The following is an 18,528-nucleotide window of genomic DNA, read 5'->3' on the forward strand; positions in this document are numbered from 1 at the left end:
GGAACAGGGAACAGGAGGGAATAGGGAATAGAAAAAAGTTATTACCCACCCGATCAAGTATTTGTAGCAAACATTAAAGAATTTCATATTAGAATTATTCGGTTTTTTCGCCTCATTTGGTGAAAATTGAGGACTCAATTTGACTCCCCAAGTTTGTAAAATGAAACAGCCCTGCTACTTTAAATAGGCTATAACAAAACGATCTAATTCTGCCAAGTCGGGAATAATTTTAATCCCAGAGTAACTTCCTTGAGCTTCTAACAGGGCTGTAACCGCTTCCCCTTGTCCTGCCATGATTTCCACGATCCAAACACCTCCAGCGCGCAAATAACGGGGGGCGGTTTCCACTAAGTAACGAATACAATTCAATCCATCTGACCCCCCATCTAAGGCTAAAATCGGCTCATTAAGGGCGACTTCCGGTTGTAGGGTAGGAATAATATCCGAGGGAATATAGGGAGGATTAGACACCATTCCCGTCAGTTGTCCTTGTAGAAATTCTAAAGGTTCCCACCAAGACCCGTGATGAAATTGGATACGGTCAGCTAAACCGATGGTTTGAGCGTTATCTTGAGCGATCGCTAAAGCTTCTAAACTGGTATCCACCGCATGAATTTCAGCCTGGGGGAAACTATCAGCCAAACCGAGAGCGATCGCACCGCTTCCCGTCCCCAAATCAACCCAAATGCCATGATCATCAGGGTTTTCAACGGCAGATTTAGCTAAATCAATGATTAACTCTGTTTCAGGACGAGGAATCAGAACCGCCGGAGACACCTTTAACGTAAAATGACGCCAATAAACGACTCCCAGGAGATATTGAATAGGGATGCGTTGTTGTAGGCGTCGTTGCCAAAGTTGAGTAAATTCTGACCAAGGAACCTGGAGAGAAACCGACGGCTGTTGTTTGAAGGTTTGTAAACGTAGAGTTAACCGATCCAAACCTGCTAACTCTTGCAAAAACCAATGGACTTCCTGGGGGGAAATCCCAGCAATACTGCATTCAGCTTTTGCCTGATCAAACCATTGTCCCAGTTGCCAACCCGATATCGTTTCCTCCATGATTCCCGGTTCCTAAAATGGAGTTAATTAACGACGGGGTTGATTTTGTTGCAAATACTCTAAAGTTTCACGAGGCGGAATCAACACAATCCGATTTAAGAACTGATCATCATCCCGTTTTAAAGCGTCCAATAACCCTTCCAGATTCACCACATCAATTTTAACGTTAGAGATTAAATCCGGCTGTTGAGTTTTAAATTGAGTCAACATATTTTGCAGATCCTCTTTGTAGAAGAAGATCGGAATCACCTGCTCATTGCCATTTTGAATCGTGAGATAGCCATTATCTGGCCCCCCTTTAGCAATAAACAATGGAACACCGTTAAATTCCTCTACAGATTGTCCGTTTGCTTGTAGAACAGACTTGGCTAAATCCACCTGTTTTTGTACGGGGACATAAGCAAATTGAACCTCTTCCGCAGAACCTTGAGCTTGCTGACTCATGCGGTAGACTTCACCCAGAGAAACCGTTGTCACTTGAATCGTAGAAGCCAGTTGGGGATCACGAGTTTTTAAGCGATCAACAAACGCTACAGCATCGTTACGACTAATAAACACCCCCGCCACCGCCGCTTTTTTATTATCTGCCTGGGGTACAGTAGCAACTAAAGGCGCGCCCTGGTTATCAGTAATTGTAAAAACAGGAATGGAACGGAGCTTTTCCAGAATTTGATTTTCTGGGAGTGCATAAGCAGGTTGGGTTCCGACCGGAATCGAACTAAACAAACGCAATCCTGGATCAGGACTTAGCAAGAATGTACTGCCCAAAACCCCCAGTACCGCGCCAAAACGAACGATTGATCTCATCATGTTTCCGAGTCTTAATTCAATAATTTTTTAGATTTCAGATGTAGCTTGTACCACTAAACCCACTTAGCCTTCAGAAAAACGAAAGCCCGATCTAGCACAAAGGTAGTGTTTCCCCGGATAAGTTACATCGACGACAACAGGGTTAATTTTGATCCCCAAAATCTGATCTAACTGCCTTTAATCAACCAACCGCCCAATGGTATTAATCAAAGAGTTTGGGAAAGACAAGTTAAGGTTGATCCAGACTACCTTAACTTAAATATTTGCTAGTTTACATCATACAGTTAAAGTCGGGATGACAGGATTCGAACCTGCGGCATCCTGCTCCCAAAGCAGGCGCGCTACCAAGCTGCGCTACATCCCGTTAAATCTTTTCCCAGTATACCCTAAATTTACACGAATCGGATTAAAAATTGCAAAATTGATCAGAAGAAGCTAGATATGGGATGTTGACGGTTGACAGTTAACAGCCCATCTGCCAACAGCCAACAGCCAACCCCAATCTAATCTGGATACCAGAACATTCCTTTAATCCCCTCTGGATCGGAGATAAAACCCAAATTTCGGTAGAAATCCACAACATGAGGGTCAGCAAATAGAGTAATGTTGCTGATATCATCGCTACGGAGTTTTTTGATGATAAATTTCATCAGGGCTTTACCCATGCCTTTACTTTGGAAATCTGGGTGAACGACCACATCCCAGAGCGTAGCATTAAAAGCATGATCGGATGTGGCTCTGGCAAAACCAATCAGCCGTCGCTGATTGCCTCGGATTTGCCACATAGAAACTACAAGGAAACTATGCTGAATGGCTTTTTTGACTTTACGCAGGGGCCGCCGAGACCAACCGACTGCACTGCAAAGTTCTTCCAATTCATACAAATCGATGTCCCGATCAGTGCTAAAAAAAATGCGACCGTTATTACTCGATGACGGGCGAGAGTTTAGGGATACTGACTCTTCGCCTCCAACCTCATACCCCTCATACTCCGCTATCTGGGAGAATGAGGAGGAGGAATCCGAACTGCTAAACAAGTTTTTCCAAAAACCCATGCAGGCGTGGTAAAGGTAGTAGACGTTGAATGACCGTACTAGATAGTATATCTCCCGTACCTTCACCTCAATTATGGCTCCGGGCTTAAAATCCTCAACTTTAGAACTATTAAAACGCTTTAATCGGGCGTTCCCACAGTTTTATGAACAATTTGTCAGTAGTGAAATTCAACTGCAAAACCTAAAACTGGCCTATCAAGTTTACAAAACGAAGCAGGCGGTGATTGAAATTCAGCCGGATGGGAACAAAAGCGCCCTCCATTTTGCCTATCGCAATCAGTCGTTTTTACTAAGTGATATTTTTGGCGTTTTAGCGGCTTATGGCCTGACGATTCACAGTCTAAGTTTGTATGGCCAAATTTATCCGCCCATGTTGGTGTTTATTAAATTGGTGGTTTCCCGTGGGGGAAAGGCCCTCACAGATAAAACCTCAGAAAATGTCTGTCGGGCGGTTCGAGAAGCCTTGGCGGGACATTTTGAGGTGGAAGAAATGTTGGCGGTGGAATTTAACCTGGATGCGGGGTTAGAAGACGTAGCAACGGAATTTTATGTTGACCCTGTGTTTCACCTTCCGGCGTTACTGATTGAAGCGGATAACCAACCAGGGCTATTTTATAAGGTCATGTATGCCATTTGGCAAGAGGATTTATTAGTGGTGAATGCTAATTTATTAGTTTGGCGGGGACGCACCCGGTTAATTTTATATTTATTAGGGCCAAATGAAAGTTTAATTCCTGAATATCTTGGCCAAAAAATTGCTGAAGGAATGCGACAACGATTAATGGGAGAACGGTTTTAGTCAATTATGGGCGCAAAGAAATGGGCCAGGAAGGAAGCCGATAGATTTCAATGATTATTGTAACTTTTTAATACTGATATGAAACAACCAGAAGTATTACCTCCTGTTTCCTGTTCCCAGATCCGCTGTTCCCTTTTAAGCCTAAATTTTGAACACAACTCAAATAGGATTGCTGTAGCTAATCATTAGGGTTTGAAACCAACGGCTTCAGAAATTGATTTTAAACCATATTGATCTAATTTATGTAAGAGTCCTGCTAATATTCTTTTAACCATTCCTGGCCCTTCATAAACCCAACCCGTATAAACTTGAATTAAACAAGCGCCTGCGGTGATTTTTTCCCAAGCATCATCGGCGGTAAAAATTCCACCCACCCCAATAATCGGTAACTGTCCTTGGGTGTTTTCATAAATCCAACGAATTACTTCGGTAGACCGTTTCTTCAGGGGTAAACCACTAATTCCTCCGGCTTCTTCAGTAATATAACTTCCGGTTTGGGGTAGCCATTGGGTATTTAATCCCTGCCGTTTTATGGTGGTATTGGTAGCAATAATTCCGGCTATTTTATAGGTTTGAGCTAAATTGACAACATCGGCGATCGCATCCCATTCTAAATCCGGTGCGATTTTAATAAAAATCGGTTTATTGTCTATATTTTCCGTTTTTAAAACCACTATAATTTTACTTAATTGTTCAGCATCTTGGAGCGATCGCAATCCGGGAGTATTGGGAGAAGAAACATTCACCACAAAATAATTCCCATAGTCTTTCAAGAGTTTAAAACTTCCTAAATAATCTTCTGCGGCTGCTTCTAAGGGAGTAATTTTAGATTTTCCTAAATTAATCCCAACCGGAATAATAAATTGTTTGTGATGTTTTTCTTGTAACCGTTTCGCTAACATTTTTGCCCCTTGATTATTAAATCCCATGCGATTTAATACCGCTTGATCTTCAACTAATCTAAATAATCTCGGTTGCGGATTTCCGGGTTGCGGATGAAGCGTAACAGTCCCTAATTCTGTAAATCCAAACCCCAAACTTTGCCAAATTCCAGCCGCGACACCATCCTTATCAAAACCTGCGGCTAAACCAACGGGGTTGTTAAAGTTTAAACCCCATAATTTTTGCTGTAAACGCACATCTTGTAAACAGAATGAGGGTTTAAGTTGCGCTTCTAGCCAATTTATCGGCGACTGAGACTGATTTTGGTCAATCCAACTCAGGAGTTGTAAAGATTGATGATGTGCCCATTCAGGATCGAGCTTTAATCCATAAAATAAAAGGGGTTTAACAGCGCTGCGGTAAATATCCAAGGGTGTCTCCTCTAATCATGTCCAGAATTTCAGGACTTAGGGATTTTCCCCGTCCTGATTCCCAAATTTTAATTTAGTTTATTTTTGGAGCAAAATGGTGAAAGACTAAGGGTAAGATGGGGAAAGAAACCAGATCGACGGGTAGAGTCTTTTTCTCACCCGATACCAGAATATTGCATCGGTTGAAGATCTTAATTAAAATTTTAATTTTGAGTGTTAATTAAAATATACGGTTTGGGAGTTTATTATGGGTCAATTTGAAGAATCGACCGCATTAGAGCAACCCATTATGACCTTGGGGCGTGTTCTCCAGACCCTACAAGATGAAGACAATGTTGATGTTTTAATCGAAACCACTTTAAACTATCTGACGACCGAGTTTAACTATAGTTTAATTTGGATAGGTTTGTATGATCGTTTAGATCATCGCCTCATCGGAAAAGGAGGAATAACGCCCACAGAAGAAACTTGGTTACTCAAACAACGATTTATTTTATCTCCTGGGGATTTACTAGAACAATTAGTGATTCAAATGCGACCTTTAGTTGTTCCAGATTTGAGATCAGAAACTCGCGCGGGAGAGTGGCAAAAAGCAGCCCAAGCCTTTAATATTCAGGGGACGATTTTATTTCCCATGCGCTACAAAGATCGCTGTTTTGGGGTAGTTTTATTAGGGTCTAGTGAGTGGGGGATTTCTCCGAGTTCTACGGAAAAAGAACTGATTTCAATGGTTTTAGGAACCTTAGCAACCTCTTTATTCCAAATAGAAACAACTTGGGTTTATCAACAAACAAAACGACCGGATCAACCCTTTTTGAAACTTTTAACTGAATTTAGAACCCTGAATACTTTAGATCGTTGTTTAGAAGTAGCCGTAGAAACCACCCATAATTTTATTGAACCCACACGAACAAATGTATATTGGTATTATCGAGAAGGACGGTATTTTTGGCGACGAGCCAGTAATCAACAAAAAATGCCCGGTGTGAGTTTAATGAAACAAGCCGCTTCTGGGGTAACGGTACAAGATTTAGGGGAATTTTATCAAGCTTTAATAGCGGATCATTTAGTCTCAATTGGAGAGTCCTATAGTTCCTTAAGAGCCGATACAACGGAACGATTAATGGAGAAAATTCGCGCCCGTTCGTTATTAGCTGTTCCGATTCTTTTTAATCAAGAAATGTTAGGATTTATTGCTGCTGAAGGACAACATCCTCGGATTTGGCAAGAAAATGAAAAACAATTTTTGCGGGGTGTGGCTCAATTGGTGTCGTTAACAGCACCCTTAGCAGAAATGGAAGCTAAAATTAGGCAAGCTGAACTGGATCAATCCCTAACAGCTAAAGTTACCCGTGCGATTGTAGATGATCAAGATTGGCAATTATCTCTGAAAACTACAGCAAATCTTTTATGTCAGCGATTAAATGCGGGTCGTTTTTTATTAATTAAACGTCATCCCGAAACTGAACGATTTGAGATTATTTATCAACATTATCCTTTAAATCGAACCCCAATTCCTTCCCCTTTAGATCTTCTCAGTTCTCAAGATTGGCAATATTTTAAAAATCTGAGTGAACCTTTGGTCATTGAAAATTGTGATGAAGATGAAAAATTAAAATCCTGGCGAAATAAATTTCGGAATGCGGGGGTGCGATCGCTGATTCTTTGTCCAGTTAATAGTTATATAAAAACCGGAAAAGAACGACCCGAAAAAATCCCCCAAGAGTTATTATTAATTGGTCATGAAACTACTCGAACTTGGGATCGAGCCGAACAGGAATTAGTTAAAATTGTTAGTCAACAATTGAGCGTAATTTTACACCAATGGCAACTGAATCAACAAATTCAAGCTCAAGAACAATTTCACCAAGCCTTAGAATTTTGTTGGTCAGCCCTTCAACAAACCGATCAATTACCCCAACTAGAACAACAATTCACAGAAAAAATAGCCCAATTATTACAGAGTCCCTTAGTAGTATTAGTGGCATGGCCTGAAGGCGCAAGAAAAGCAAAAATTGTCAATTGTGTTGCTCGTCAATCTGAATTATCACTGAATTCTGAACTGTTAATTTCTGTGGCGAAAGATCCCTTAATTCAACACGCTTTATCAACAGAAAGCGGGTTTTGGTGGCCTGTAAAAGAGTTATCGGCATCGACTCGACAATGGTTTACCAGTCCCGTCGAAAAAATTTTAGTTGTTACCCTTCGCACTGCTCCTGATCATCATCCCAATGGTCTTTTAATTATTGCCGATCCAGATCAGTCTGAATCGGGAATATCCTTAATGATGCTGAATTTGTTAGTCATGCAATTCGCTTGGTCACGTCGCTATTTGCGAATTCAAGAGCTATTAAAAACTCAACATGAAGAATTACAATGGTTGAATTGGTATAAACAAAGGCGCTTAGAAGAATTGTATCGAACTGTTGGTGGCGGACTCAAACAATTAAGTGAATTAAATCAATCTCCCTTTCAATCTGCTGATCCTCAAAAAACGCAACTTTCCCACTTACGGTATCAACAACTCTTGCGTCAAATGGGAAGTGCTTTAGCGTCTACCAGTTCCTTAATTAAACAGGAGCAATGGCGACTTCACCATTACCATGATATTGTTCCGATTACTAATTTATTGCGTCGAGTACGAGAACGATTAAACTCTATTATTCGCAATAAACCCATCCAATTAATTTTAAAACAAGAAGGAAATTTTAGTATTATTGGCGATCGCATTAAGCTAGAACTTGTTTGTTATGAAATCTTGTTAACCACCTGTCAACGTTCTGAACCTGGAGCTATTGTTGAGGTGATCAGTCATCTTTTCAATAATCACCAATTAGAACTGCTGATTACAGATTATGGTAAAATTAACCCGCAACTGATTGTTGAGTTAAAAATGGGTTCCCATCCTGATTTACTAGCCCCCTCTCTCTTAAACTCTCCCCCAGGTCAACATCTTTTAATTTGTCAACAAATGCTCCAAAATATGGGGGGAAGTTTGTTAATAGAACAACAAGACAATCAACAAATTATAACTCAGATTATTTTACCCCTATCTTCTTCTAATTAAAAAAGGTTTGTGATCATTTTTTTATTGTTTATTTTAAATTTTTGTTATGTTGCTTTCCCTGCGAATAGAAAACTTTGCTCTCATTGATCATTTGGATTTAGATTTAGGTACGGGTTTGAATGTTTTTACCGGAGAAACGGGAGCCGGAAAATCGATTATTTTAGATGCCGTTGATGCAATTTTAGGAGGGAAAGTAGACCGTCGTTCGATTAGAACTGGAGCGACTCGATCCTTATTAGAAGCAACCTTTGAGATCGAAAAAAAATGGCTCAATTGGTTAACAGAACAAGAAATTGATTTAGTCGATGGGAGTTTAATTGTTTGTAGTCGAGAAGTGGTGATCACCGGGGATAAACTTCGCAGTCGATCCCGGATAAATGGAGTATTAGTAAATCGAAAATTAATTGATCAACTCCGCGATCGCTTCATTGAAATTACCGCCCAAGGACAAACCTTACAATTAGGTCAACCCGAACGACAACAGGAATGGTTAGATCTCTATGGCGGTCAATCGTTAATTAAAGTTAAAAAAGAGGTTTACTCTGCTTATAGCCAAGCTCAAACCTGTAGCCAAGCCTTAGAAAAACGTCGTCAATTTGAACAACAACGCTTACAACGATTGGATTTATTAACCTATCAAATTCGAGAGTTAGATGCAGCAACGTTAACAACCGCCGATGAATTAGAACAATTACAAATTGAACATCAACGGCTGAATCATATTGTGGAACTACAACAGCAAAGTTATCAAATTTATCAAGCTTTATATCAACATGAAACGGGGTTAGCTGCTGCCGATTTATTAAGTCAAGCTGAAGGCAAACTCAGTGATTTAGTCGAATATGATCCGCAACTACAACCGATTTTAGAAATTGTCAGTGAGGCGGTGGCTCAAATTACCGAAGCCGGACGACAAATCGGCAGTTATGGAGAACAATTAGAATCCGATCCGCAACGCTTGGAAGAAGTAGAAGATCGAATTCGAGACTTGAAACAAATTTGTCGCAAATATGGGCAAACGTTAGAGGAAGTAATCGAATATTATCAACGAATTCAAGAAGAATTAAAAGACTTAGAAGATGAAGATCAATCGATTGAATTCCTAGAACAAACCTATCAACAGGCGGTTCAAGATTTGAAAGAAACCTGTGAACATCTGACCACTTTGCGTCAAAAAGCTGCCCATCAATTAGAAACCCATTTAATTAAAGAACTCAAACCTTTAGCGATGAATAATGTTAAATTTCAGGTGGAAATTTATCCGATTTCTCCCACATTAACCGGGGCGGATCAGATTCAATTTTGCTTTAGTCCCAACCCCGGAGAACCTATACAACCCCTGGGAGCGATCGCATCGGGAGGGGAAATGAGTCGGTTTCTATTGGCTTTGAAAGCTTGTTTTTCTCAAATTGCGGGGTCAGGAACCTTAGTTTTTGATGAAATTGACGTCGGGGTATCGGGACGAGTGGCTACTGCGATCGCTCAGAAACTCCACCAACTCGGTCAGCGCCATCAAGTCCTCTGTGTCACCCACCAACCCCTCGTTGCTGCGATGGGAGATCATCATTTTCGGGTGACAAAAGAAGTGATTCAAACGGACTCCGAGCTAAACTCTGATGCGACCGATCTCGAAACTCGAACCGTTGTTCGGGTCACTCCCCTGACTCCCCCCCAACGTCGGGAAGAACTCGCTCAACTGGCCAGTGGGGAATCAGCCCAAGAAGCGATCGCCTTTGCTGAGTCCCTTTTGACCCAAGCTGCGTTGATGAAGAATTAGGTTTGACACCAAAAACTCCAAAATTATGACAAAATAAAGCTATTAATTGGTAACTAATAATATGTAATAGGATATGAGATAGTTAAAATTTCTCCATGAACATTCCATGAGGATAGGACTATGAATGCTTTAACTGTCAATTTGAAATCATTAATAGAAATGACTGATGAGCAGTTTTTTCAGCTATGTCAAAATAACAGGGAATTGAGATTTGAAAGAAATGCAAATGGAGAGTTAATAATTATGCCACCAACGGGAGGAGAAACGGGAAATCGTAATGGTAGACTAAATCAACAATTATTTAATTGGACTGATGCTGATGGTACTGGCATTGCTTTTGATTCTTCCACTTGTTTTAAATTGCCTAATGGTGCAGATCGTTCTCCTGATGCTTCTTGGATCAAGTTAGAAAGATGGGATGCTTTAACTGATGAGGAAAAACAAAAGTTTCCCCCTATTTCTCCTGATTTTGTAATTGAGTTACTTTCTCCTAGTGATAGTTTGAAGACTACACAGGAAAAGATGAAGGAATATATAGATAATGGTGTGCGTTTGGGTATATTAATTAATCGTAAATCTCGTCAAGTAGAGATTTATAGACCCGGAAAAGAGGTTGAGGTTTTAGATTCTCCTGCTACGGTTTCAGGGGAAGATGTTTTAAAGGATTTTGTGTTAAATTTGGGGATGATTTGGTAAAATTATAGAGATATTACTGCTTCTATTCGGCTTTAGCCAGGATCGGTTCAAATAAAGACTGTGTAAAAAAGGAAAAAACAGCCGTGAGTCAAACAGAAATTACAGATTCTTTGCTAACTAGCACAGGTTTCTATAACCTCTTTCAAACCTTACCACTAGAAATCCGACAAGGCTTTCTACAACTTTTATTTGAAAATAATTCCTCTGAATTAGAAGACTTTATCCTTTATTTAGCTTGTGAAAATTCTCGAAAAGAAGGATTTTTATCTGAATTAGAGTCTCAATCTCTCTTGGAGAGTTTGCCTCAATGAAATATCAAATTTCCAAATGCTTCAAAAAAATCAAACAGCGATCGCATTCCCCATACCCAAAATTTATTTATCTAAACTTGAACTAACGGCTGATTGTTTATCGATGAACGAGGTTGAATCGTCTTTTTAATTTCTTCTCCCGCTAACTCTTCGGCTAGGCGTAACTCATAAGCTTTTTGCAAATTAAGCCATAGCTCTGCACCAGTGCCAAACCATCGTCCTAGACGTAATGCCGTGTCAGCAGTAATACCTCTTTGCCCTTTGAGAATTTGCGTAATCCGATTTGTGGGTATATGGAGCGATCGCGCTAATTCTGATGCACTAATTCCAAGTTCTTTTAATTCATCAGATAAGATTTCGCCAGGGTGAATTGCAGGTCTTGGCATAGCTTTTTTCTCCTTTAGTGATAATCGACAATTTCGATATGAAATGGGCGATTTTCTGTTTCTGTCCACTCAAAACAAATACGCCATTTGTCATTTATGCGGATGCTGTACTGCCCTTTTCTATCACTTCCAAATCCCCAAAATTCTATGCTCTAATTCTGAATTTTAATCATCATCTTGATCCTCCTCTGACTCGTCTAACAGCCCTAATCTCAATAGCTTTTTGGCAACAGCATATACGTCTTGTTTACTACCATCCTTGCGAATTCCCAAAGCCACAATCATGACAGTGACTTGAGCTTGCTCGATCGCGTAAATGATGCGATATCTTTGTCCAACTGCACGCACACTGTAATAACCATCTAGTTCACCGAGTAATGGTTTTCCCTGCATTTCGGGAGATTCTTTGAGCTTGTCAATGCGATCGCTAATTTTTTTACGGATACGGCGATCGCTAATTTCTTTTAATAGTTTGAAAGCCGTAGGCTGAATGACGACGCGATACATTACAGGTCTAATTCTCGTTTAGCTGATTCCCAATCTATTCCTTGTGCTGATTTCGCCTCGGTAATACCTTGGCGCAAGTTAGCCATAAGATTCGCATCACCCAGAATTTCCAATGTTTCGAGTATTGCTTCGTAATGTTCCCAGGCCATCACGGCTAGGACAGGTTTGCCTCTGCGGGTAATTGCCAGTGTACCGCCTTGCTGGGCAAGCTTTTCAGGCAATGAGGTTAACTCGTGTCTTGCTTCTGTAATCGGAATATTGGACAGCATTATTTTTGAATCTATCTGTACATCTAAGTGTACATCTAAATCCTGAAAAGCGATCGCCTAAAATCAAAACTCATAGGAATAGCGATCGCCTTGAGGAGATAGATTATTGAGGCGATCACTGTATAAAAAAGCATTAAACTGGACAATGTTGTGATATTTTGGTTTTAAGTTGAGGGCGATAGGGCAAGCGATCCGTAGGAATCGCTTGCCGCTAAACTGTGCCGTTAGACTTCAAAGAAAAATCTTGATAATTAAAGAGTAATGAAAAGAATTCTGGATTTCTCCCATACTAATGCACGAAGATTTTTACTAAAGGAAGAAAGCTACTACAACTTTGACTTACCAAAATACTTTGTCTTTCAGAAACTTCTTGAGCAGATATCTCAAGAGATCCAAGAAAAGCCTCTATCTGACTACTATGGAAACTATCCTGACGCTGGAAAAACAAAAGCAACCCGCCCTTATGATTATGAAAATGTCAATCACAGACTTCTAAACAATAAGGACGGTAAATTTGCTTGGAGACCCCTTCAGTTAGTTCATCCCGCAATTTATGTATCCCTTGTCCATAAAATTTCAAAGGAAGAGAATTGGAATGTAATCGTAAGTAGAATGGAGGAATTTAGGAGTAATTCAAAAATTAGATGTCTCAGCCTTCCTATCGCGAGTGATGATGAACTGTCAGATAGGGCAACTACTGTAAGCAATTGGTGGCATTCCGTAGAGCAAGGATCAATTAAACTAGCTCTTAAATATCAGTATGTTGTACATACTGATATTTCTGACTGTTATGGTTCTATATACACTCATTCAATAGCATGGGCTTTACATACAAGAGAAGTTGCTAAGAATAAAAGAACTGACAAAAATCTAATTGGTAATGTTATTGATTCCTGCATCCAAGATATGTCATTTGGGCAAACAAATGGAATTCCACAAGGCAGTGTCTTGATGGATTTTATCGCTGAAATCGTCTTAGGTTATGCAGATTTAGAATTGTCTGAAAAAATACATGACACATCTATAGATGATTATGAAATCTTAAGATATAGAGATGATTATAGGATTTTTACAAACAACCCACAAGATGGTGATTTAATACTAAAGCTTTTAACTGAAATTCTTGTAGATTTAGGTCTAAAACTAAATCCACAAAAGACGCTTGCTTCCAATCATGTAATTACAAATTCAATCAAGCAAGATAAATTAGACTGGATTAAAAGTCCAAAAAAGATTGCAACCTTACAAGAACACCTACTTCTTATTCATGACTTTTCATGCAAGCATCCTAATTCTGGAAGATTGAGTAAAGCACTAGATAAGTTTTTCGCTCGAATTAAAAGATTAAAAAATAATAATAGAGATGATGTTTTAGTTTTGATCAGTATTCTTGTAGATATAATGTTCAAAAATCCAAGGATTTATCCGATTGGTGCAGCCATACTTAGTAAATTCCTTTCTTGGATTAATTCCGGTGATGAAAAAATCGAAATTCTTGATGCTATCATTAGCAAATTCAGGCTTTTGCCAAACATAGGTTATCTTGAAATCTGGATTCAGAGAATTGTGCTAAAAACTGGTCATGAAATTCCCTTTGAGGAGCCAATATGTAAGAAATTAAATGATGCAAATGTTTCATTGTGGAATTCAGACTGGTTGAATAACAACAAACTCAAACAACTTATCACCAATTGCTCAATAGTTGAAAGAGAAATTCTCGAAGAGATGGACGAGGTAATTGAAGAAGAAGAAGTAAGACTTTTTGACAGCAAAAATATATACTTGTAGGTCAATGAGATTCTAACACTGCGTTTAGTTTGGGTTGACGAATATTACCCAAAACCCTATGAACCAAGATTAAATACGATAGGATAGAGACTAAATAATACCCTAGATTGCTGTGAATGTAAGTATCTACATATTGATTTCCGAGAAGTTATCGGCGATCGCCAAGCACAAGTAATTGTGAAGCGATCGCCTAAAAATCACGACCCACAGGAATAGCGATCGCTTTTTCTATCACTTCCGAATTCCCAACGCCACAATCATGACAGTAACTTGAGCTTGCTCGATCGCGTAAATGATGCGATATCTTTGTCCAACTGCACGCACAACGCGCTCGGCGGGAGTCCTCTCACGACGTTAAGATAGGGTTGTTTGATCAAATTTGATTCGCTTCATCAAGTTGTTGTTCCCAAATCTCGACTAAATTTTTAATAACTTGATCCCAGCTATAATTTCCCACAGATTTTAATCCTTGTTGTCCCATCGTTTTTGTTAATATTGGATCATCGATTAATTGTTTTAATTTTTGAGTAAAATCTTCTATATCTTGAGGTGTATATATTAATCCATTTTCTCCATCTTTAACATTTTCCACCAGTCCTCCCGCACGGGGAACTAATACTGGAATACCAGAAGCAAAGGCTTCTAATACTGTTAATCCTCTGGATTCCCGTTCCGAAGTGGTAATATGAATATCACTATTAGCATAAACAGCAGGAACCTGATCATAAGCAACACGACCGAGAAAATAAACATGACGGGTATATTTAGTTAAACCTTCGATAATTTCATCCTGCATTTGTCCATCTCCGACAATAATAAAACCCACCTTGTCTAAATCAATTTTTTCGGCAACTTTTGCCATCGCTTTTAAGGTAAAATTCCAACCCTTATCCGGGGTTAGACGACCCACAAAAATTAATTTAACTAAATCATCTAATTCGGCTAAATTATAATATTTTTGAAAAAATTGTTCTTCTTTTAAATTGGGGTTAAAGCGTTCAGCATCAAATCCGGCTAAATTCTCATAAACCGCATTTTTAATTCCCATTTGGGGGGTAATTTGATAGGTAACTTTACTGGTAAATAAAGTAATATCATAGCTGTTATAAATCCAAGCAAAAATCCGCCTAAATATTTCTCGAATTATTTCAACAGCGAATTTTGGTAACGGAATATAATCCTCAGCATAAGATAAAAACCAAGTTCTAAAAAATGCAATACAGGGAATATTTGCTTTTTTAGCATAATCAATTCCCGCACGTCTAAAAAAACCAAAAAATAGCCGTTCGGGTTCATCAACATGGAGAATATCGGGTTGAAATTTTTCTAATTCTTGTAATAAAATAGAATAGGATTTAATAGAAGGATTGCGCTCAAAATCTATTCCTAAAAAGGGTGTACTCGGTAAATTACAAACCCGGACACCGGGTAAAATATTTCCGGTATAGTCTCGCCAATTGGGGTAAATGGTTTCAATGACACTATAGTCAGGACAGAAAAATAATACTTCATGTCCCCACAGACTTAACCTTTGTAGTCGCATCATTGCACTAACCGTAACACCATCAATCACAGGAAAAAAACCAGAGGAAATAATAGCAATTTTCATATTAAACTGTATCTTCGTAGTAGTGAGTCCTTTAGGACTCTATCTTGGGTATGAGCAATTTTTCTAATTTAGTTGATTTAGTGCGCGATCGCGCCGAATCTCAACCGGATCAACTCGCCTATCGGTTTTTAGCCGATGGGGAAACCGAGTCAGGAACTCTGACCTATCAACAGTTACATCAACAAGCACAGCAAATCGCCTCTCATCTACAATCATTTTTATCCCCAGGCGATCGCGTCTTAGTGGTTTATCCCTATAGCGCTGGATTAGAATTTATTGCGGCGTTTTTCGGCTGTTTATATGCGGGTGTGATCGCCGTTACTGATAACCCTCCGGTGTCAACCCAAGCTATTCCTAAGCTACAAACCCGTTTAGAATCTTCTCAATGTCGGGCTATTTTAAGCACAGAAGCATTAATTCAACATCTACAAACCCAATTCCCCGTAGAGACGTTGTATGCAACGTCTCTACCTTGGGTGGCGACTGATCGCCTTTTTTCCCAAAACCTCGCTACACAATGGAAAGAACCGCAAATTAACGGGGATACAATCGCTTTTTTTCAATATACCTCTGGTTCAACAGGAACCCCAAAAGGTGTGATTGTTACCCATCAAAATGTTCTACATAATTCCGCGATTATTTATAACGCTTTCGGACATCATAACAACAGTCAAGGGTTAATTTGGCTTCCCCTATTTCATGATATGGGATTAATTGGAGGGGTAATTCAACCCTTATATGGGGGATTTCCAGTAACATTAATGTCCCCTATTTCTTTAGTCCAAAAACCCTTTCGTTGGTTAGAAGCCGTTTCTCAATATCAAGCTACCACCAGCGGCGGCCCAAATTTTGCTTATGATTTAGTTTGTCGAAGTGCGACGCCTGAGAAATTAGAGAAATTAGATTTAAGTTCCTGGGATGTGGCTTTTTCCGGTGCTGAACCTGTACGCTCGGACACCTTAAAACGGTTTGCAGAAATTTTTGGCGCCTGTGGGTTCAAACCGGAAGCGTTTTATCCCTGTTACGGAATGGCCGAAACTACCCTGTTTATTTCTGGCGGAAACAAACACCAAACCCCCAACGTTCTCTGGGTAGATGCAGCCGCCTTAGAACAAAATCAAGTTCGGGCGGGAGAACCCCGCCCCTACCCGTCAACCCGCTCTCTTGTCAGTTGTGGCTTTCCTTGGTTGGGGGATGAGGTAATTATTGTTGATCCTGAACAATTAACCCGACGAGGTGAAGATCAAGTCGGTGAAATTTTGGTATCAGGGAGAGGTGTGGGTTTGGGATATTGGGATAAACCCGAAGACACGGAAACCACGTTTAAGGTTTATGTGGACGGACAAGGGCCCTATTTACGCACGGGAGATTTAGGGTTTTTACATGATGGGGAATTGTATATTACCGGACGGATCAAAGACTTGATGATTTTGTGGGGAAGAAATCGTTATCCCCAGGAAATTGAAGCCACGCTGGATAGTTGTCACCCCGCTATTCGTCAGGGACATAGTGCAGCGTTTTCTATTGAGACGGAAATGGGAGAACAGTTAATGATTGCATCCGAAATTGAACGGCGTTATCTGCGGAACTTGAACGTTGAAGAAGTGGTCAATGCAATTCGTCAAGCTGTCGCTGAACAGAATACCGTTGATGTCTTTGGAATTGTGTTATTAAAAACAACTACTATTCCGAAAACCACCAGTGGTAAAATTCAACGTCGTACTTGTCGGACTAAATTTTTAGAAGGCAGTTTAGATATTATTGGACAATGGCAATTAAACACAGAACCCAGTCAATTGTCAGAATTGGCTAATCGTGCTTAATTGTTAATTGTTAACAGTTGACTGTTGACCGTTGACGGGTTCGGGCGGAGTAACCCATTGGTGTCAACTTAACGCTAAAAGCCTTGAAATAAATTTCAGGCTCAAAGCTAAAACCCGTTAAAACGGGTTAATGAAGAATGATCTTAGTCATCTTTAGATGACTTTAGCTCTTAGCCCGAACTTTAGTTCAGGGCTAACGTGGGTTAAGTTAACACTCCTTGGGGGGAACCCCGCCCCTACAATTTTTGAAAGTTACTCAAATTGATCATGAAACCACTAGAACAATTATCAGAAAAAGTTAGATATTTTCTGTTGTATAAAGTTGGGGCAAAAATCTTGTGGACGTTTGAAAAGTTAATCCCTAAATATTCGTTAATTGGGAATACGGCTTTTTTTGAATCCACTCAATTTCAATGGCCACAAGAGTTAGAAGCCAATTGGCATTTGATTCGGAAAGAATTAAATCAGATTCTCAAAATTCAAGATCAACTTCCTAATTTTCAGGATATTTCACCGGATCAAGGGTATAGTACAACTCAAGATAATTTATGGAAAACCTATTTTTTATATGGCTATGGGATTAAAGTTGATAAAAATTGCAATAGGTGTCCTGAAACCACTCGTTTAATTGAACAAATCCCCGGAATGAAAACGGCGTTTTTTTCGATTTTATTACCTGGAAAACATATTCCTGAACATCGAGGGCCCTATAAAGGTTTGATTCGGTGTTTGTTGGGGTTAAAAATTCCTGAACCGCGAGAAAAATGTCGCATTCGAGTCGGGGGAGAAACCCGCCATTGGGAAGAAGGAAAATGTATGATTTTTGATGATTCTTTACCCCATGAAGCTTGGAATGAAACCCAGGAGGTGCGAGTTGTTTTATTTTTAGATATTATCCGACCGTTGCGGTTTCCGATGTCTGTAATTAATGAACTATTCCTAAAATTAATTACGGTGTCTCCCTTTGTTCAGGATGGATGTGCAAATCAACGAAAATGGGATGTTCGTTTAGATCAAGTATTTGCTGAATTAAAAAAGAGTGAATTGGCGGAAATGGAAACAACAAAACGTTAATTTAATTTAGGGTTGACGGGTAGGGGCGGGGTTCCCCCCATCCGTGTCAACTTAACGCCAAAAGCCTTGAAATAAATTTCAGGCTGAAAGCTAAAACCCGTTAAAACGGGTTAAGAAAGAGAAGTTTTGAGTCATCTTTAGATGACTTTAGCTCTTAGCCCGAACTTTAGTTCAGGGCTAAC

General features: G+C 39.6%; 16 protein-coding genes and 1 tRNA gene. 8 read left to right on the forward strand and 9 right to left on the reverse strand.

What is annotated here, in order from left to right; all coding sequences use genetic code 11:
• Positions 1-174: 174 nt before the first annotated feature.
• From prmC to PL8927_RS15965, 4 genes are all read right to left on the reverse strand, one after another.
• Positions 175-1,062 carry a peptide chain release factor N(5)-glutamine methyltransferase gene (gene prmC / locus PL8927_RS15950; RefSeq protein WP_083623397.1) on the reverse strand — a complete coding sequence of 296 codons (888 nt, stop codon included), beginning with the start codon at positions 1,060-1,062 and terminating at the stop codon, positions 175-177.
• A 27-nt stretch (positions 1,063-1,089) separates the two neighbouring features.
• Positions 1,090-1,869, reverse strand: a complete 780-nt coding sequence (locus PL8927_RS15955; RefSeq protein ID WP_083623400.1) for a Tic22 family protein — start codon at positions 1,867-1,869, stop codon at positions 1,090-1,092.
• 293 nt (positions 1,870-2,162) lie between these two features.
• Positions 2,163-2,236, reverse strand: a tRNA-Pro gene (locus PL8927_RS15960).
• A 139-nt stretch (positions 2,237-2,375) separates the two neighbouring features.
• Positions 2,376-2,927, reverse strand: a complete 552-nt coding sequence (locus PL8927_RS15965) for a GNAT family N-acetyltransferase (RefSeq protein WP_083623403.1) — start codon at positions 2,925-2,927, stop codon at positions 2,376-2,378.
• 73 nt (positions 2,928-3,000) lie between these two features.
• On the opposite strand from PL8927_RS15965, the gene PL8927_RS15970 reads away from it, so the two are divergent.
• Complete coding sequence (locus PL8927_RS15970) at positions 3,001-3,726, forward strand: hypothetical protein (protein ID WP_083623406.1); 726 nt, start codon at positions 3,001-3,003, stop codon at positions 3,724-3,726.
• Between the two features lie 185 nt (positions 3,727-3,911).
• On the opposite strand, the gene PL8927_RS15975 is transcribed toward PL8927_RS15970, so the two are convergent.
• A complete protein-coding gene (locus tag PL8927_RS15975; protein WP_083623409.1) occupies positions 3,912-5,039 on the reverse strand; it encodes a quinone-dependent dihydroorotate dehydrogenase in 1,128 nt (375 codons plus the stop codon).
• Positions 5,040-5,286: 247 nt separating this feature from the next.
• On the opposite strand from PL8927_RS15975, the gene PL8927_RS15980 reads away from it, so the two are divergent.
• The 4 genes from PL8927_RS15980 (at position 5,287) to PL8927_RS15995 (ending at position 10,890) form a co-directional block, all read left to right on the forward strand.
• Positions 5,287-8,106 carry a sensor histidine kinase gene (locus tag PL8927_RS15980; protein WP_083623417.1) on the forward strand — a complete coding sequence of 940 codons (2,820 nt, stop codon included), beginning with the start codon at positions 5,287-5,289 and terminating at the stop codon, positions 8,104-8,106.
• 46 nt (positions 8,107-8,152) lie between these two features.
• Entirely contained in the window at positions 8,153-9,883 is a 1,731-nt protein-coding gene (gene recN, locus PL8927_RS15985; protein ID WP_083623419.1) for a DNA repair protein RecN, read from the forward strand.
• Positions 9,884-10,003: 120 nt separating this feature from the next.
• Positions 10,004-10,579 (forward strand): Uma2 family endonuclease, encoded by a 576-nt coding sequence (locus PL8927_RS15990; RefSeq protein ID WP_083623422.1) that lies wholly within the window; start codon positions 10,004-10,006, stop codon positions 10,577-10,579.
• A gap of 83 nt (positions 10,580-10,662) precedes the next feature.
• Positions 10,663-10,890 carry a hypothetical protein gene (locus PL8927_RS15995; protein ID WP_083623425.1) on the forward strand — a complete coding sequence of 76 codons (228 nt, stop codon included), beginning with the start codon at positions 10,663-10,665 and terminating at the stop codon, positions 10,888-10,890.
• Between the two features lie 71 nt (positions 10,891-10,961).
• Here the strand turns inward: PL8927_RS15995 and PL8927_RS16000 are convergent, their stop codons facing one another.
• From PL8927_RS16000 to PL8927_RS16015, 3 genes are all read right to left on the reverse strand, one after another.
• A complete protein-coding gene (locus PL8927_RS16000; RefSeq protein WP_083623428.1) occupies positions 10,962-11,276 on the reverse strand; it encodes a HigA family addiction module antitoxin in 315 nt (104 codons plus the stop codon).
• Positions 11,277-11,441: 165 nt separating this feature from the next.
• Complete coding sequence (locus PL8927_RS16010; RefSeq protein ID WP_083623430.1) at positions 11,442-11,783, reverse strand: type II toxin-antitoxin system RelE family toxin; 342 nt, start codon at positions 11,781-11,783, stop codon at positions 11,442-11,444.
• Entirely contained in the window at positions 11,783-12,052 is a 270-nt protein-coding gene (locus PL8927_RS16015) for a type II toxin-antitoxin system Phd/YefM family antitoxin (RefSeq protein WP_083623432.1), read from the reverse strand. Before PL8927_RS16015 ends, PL8927_RS16010 begins: the two co-directional genes overlap by 1 nt.
• A gap of 261 nt (positions 12,053-12,313) precedes the next feature.
• On the opposite strand from PL8927_RS16015, the gene PL8927_RS16020 reads away from it, so the two are divergent.
• The gene (locus PL8927_RS16020) at positions 12,314-13,840 is read left to right on the forward strand and encodes an RNA-directed DNA polymerase (RefSeq protein WP_083623434.1); all 1,527 of its coding nucleotides are present in this window, start codon (positions 12,314-12,316) and stop codon (positions 13,838-13,840) included.
• A 373-nt stretch (positions 13,841-14,213) separates the two neighbouring features.
• Here PL8927_RS16020 and PL8927_RS16025 read toward each other — a convergent pair whose 3' ends face one another.
• Positions 14,214-15,449 (reverse strand): glycosyltransferase family 4 protein, encoded by a 1,236-nt coding sequence (locus tag PL8927_RS16025; protein ID WP_083623436.1) that lies wholly within the window; start codon positions 15,447-15,449, stop codon positions 14,214-14,216.
• A gap of 50 nt (positions 15,450-15,499) precedes the next feature.
• Between PL8927_RS16025 and PL8927_RS16030 the strand changes: the two genes are divergently transcribed.
• Positions 15,500-17,272 carry a fatty acyl-AMP ligase gene (locus PL8927_RS16030; RefSeq protein ID WP_083623438.1) on the forward strand — a complete coding sequence of 591 codons (1,773 nt, stop codon included), beginning with the start codon at positions 15,500-15,502 and terminating at the stop codon, positions 17,270-17,272.
• 267 nt (positions 17,273-17,539) lie between these two features.
• Positions 17,540-18,346: an aspartyl/asparaginyl beta-hydroxylase domain-containing protein gene (locus PL8927_RS16035; protein ID WP_083623441.1), complete on the forward strand. Its 807-nt coding sequence runs from the start codon at positions 17,540-17,542 to the stop codon at positions 18,344-18,346.
• Positions 18,347-18,528: the final 182 nt, after the last annotated feature.

The organism is Planktothrix serta PCC 8927 (assembly GCF_900010725.2).
Lineage (GTDB): Bacteria > Cyanobacteriota > Cyanobacteriia > Cyanobacteriales > Microcoleaceae > Planktothrix > Planktothrix serta.

Bases quoted from the DNA above. Each gene is read 5' to 3' on its own strand.
- PL8927_RS15965 (WP_083623403.1), bottom strand. From the start codon at position 2,927: ATGGGTTTTTGGAAAAACTTGTTTAGCAGTTCGGATTCCTCCTCCTCA.
- PL8927_RS15970 (WP_083623406.1), top strand. From the start codon at position 3,001: ATGGCTCCGGGCTTAAAATCCTCAACTTTAGAACTATTAAAACGCTTT.
- PL8927_RS16010 (WP_083623430.1), bottom strand. From the start codon at position 11,783: ATGTATCGCGTCGTCATTCAGCCTACGGCTTTCAAACTATTAAAAGAA.
- PL8927_RS16020 (WP_083623434.1), top strand. From the start codon at position 12,314: ATGAAAAGAATTCTGGATTTCTCCCATACTAATGCACGAAGATTTTTA.
- prmC (WP_083623397.1), bottom strand. From the start codon at position 1,062: ATGGAGGAAACGATATCGGGTTGGCAACTGGGACAATGGTTTGATCAG.
- PL8927_RS16015 (WP_083623432.1), bottom strand. From the start codon at position 12,052: ATGCTGTCCAATATTCCGATTACAGAAGCAAGACACGAGTTAACCTCA.
- PL8927_RS15990 (WP_083623422.1), top strand. From the start codon at position 10,004: ATGAATGCTTTAACTGTCAATTTGAAATCATTAATAGAAATGACTGAT.
- PL8927_RS16000 (WP_083623428.1), bottom strand. From the start codon at position 11,276: ATGCCAAGACCTGCAATTCACCCTGGCGAAATCTTATCTGATGAATTA.
- PL8927_RS16035 (WP_083623441.1), top strand. From the start codon at position 17,540: ATGAAACCACTAGAACAATTATCAGAAAAAGTTAGATATTTTCTGTTG.
- PL8927_RS16030 (WP_083623438.1), top strand. From the start codon at position 15,500: ATGAGCAATTTTTCTAATTTAGTTGATTTAGTGCGCGATCGCGCCGAA.
- PL8927_RS16025 (WP_083623436.1), bottom strand. From the start codon at position 15,449: ATGAAAATTGCTATTATTTCCTCTGGTTTTTTTCCTGTGATTGATGGT.
- recN (WP_083623419.1), top strand. From the start codon at position 8,153: ATGTTGCTTTCCCTGCGAATAGAAAACTTTGCTCTCATTGATCATTTG.
- PL8927_RS15980 (WP_083623417.1), top strand. From the start codon at position 5,287: ATGGGTCAATTTGAAGAATCGACCGCATTAGAGCAACCCATTATGACC.
- PL8927_RS15955 (WP_083623400.1), bottom strand. From the start codon at position 1,869: ATGAGATCAATCGTTCGTTTTGGCGCGGTACTGGGGGTTTTGGGCAGT.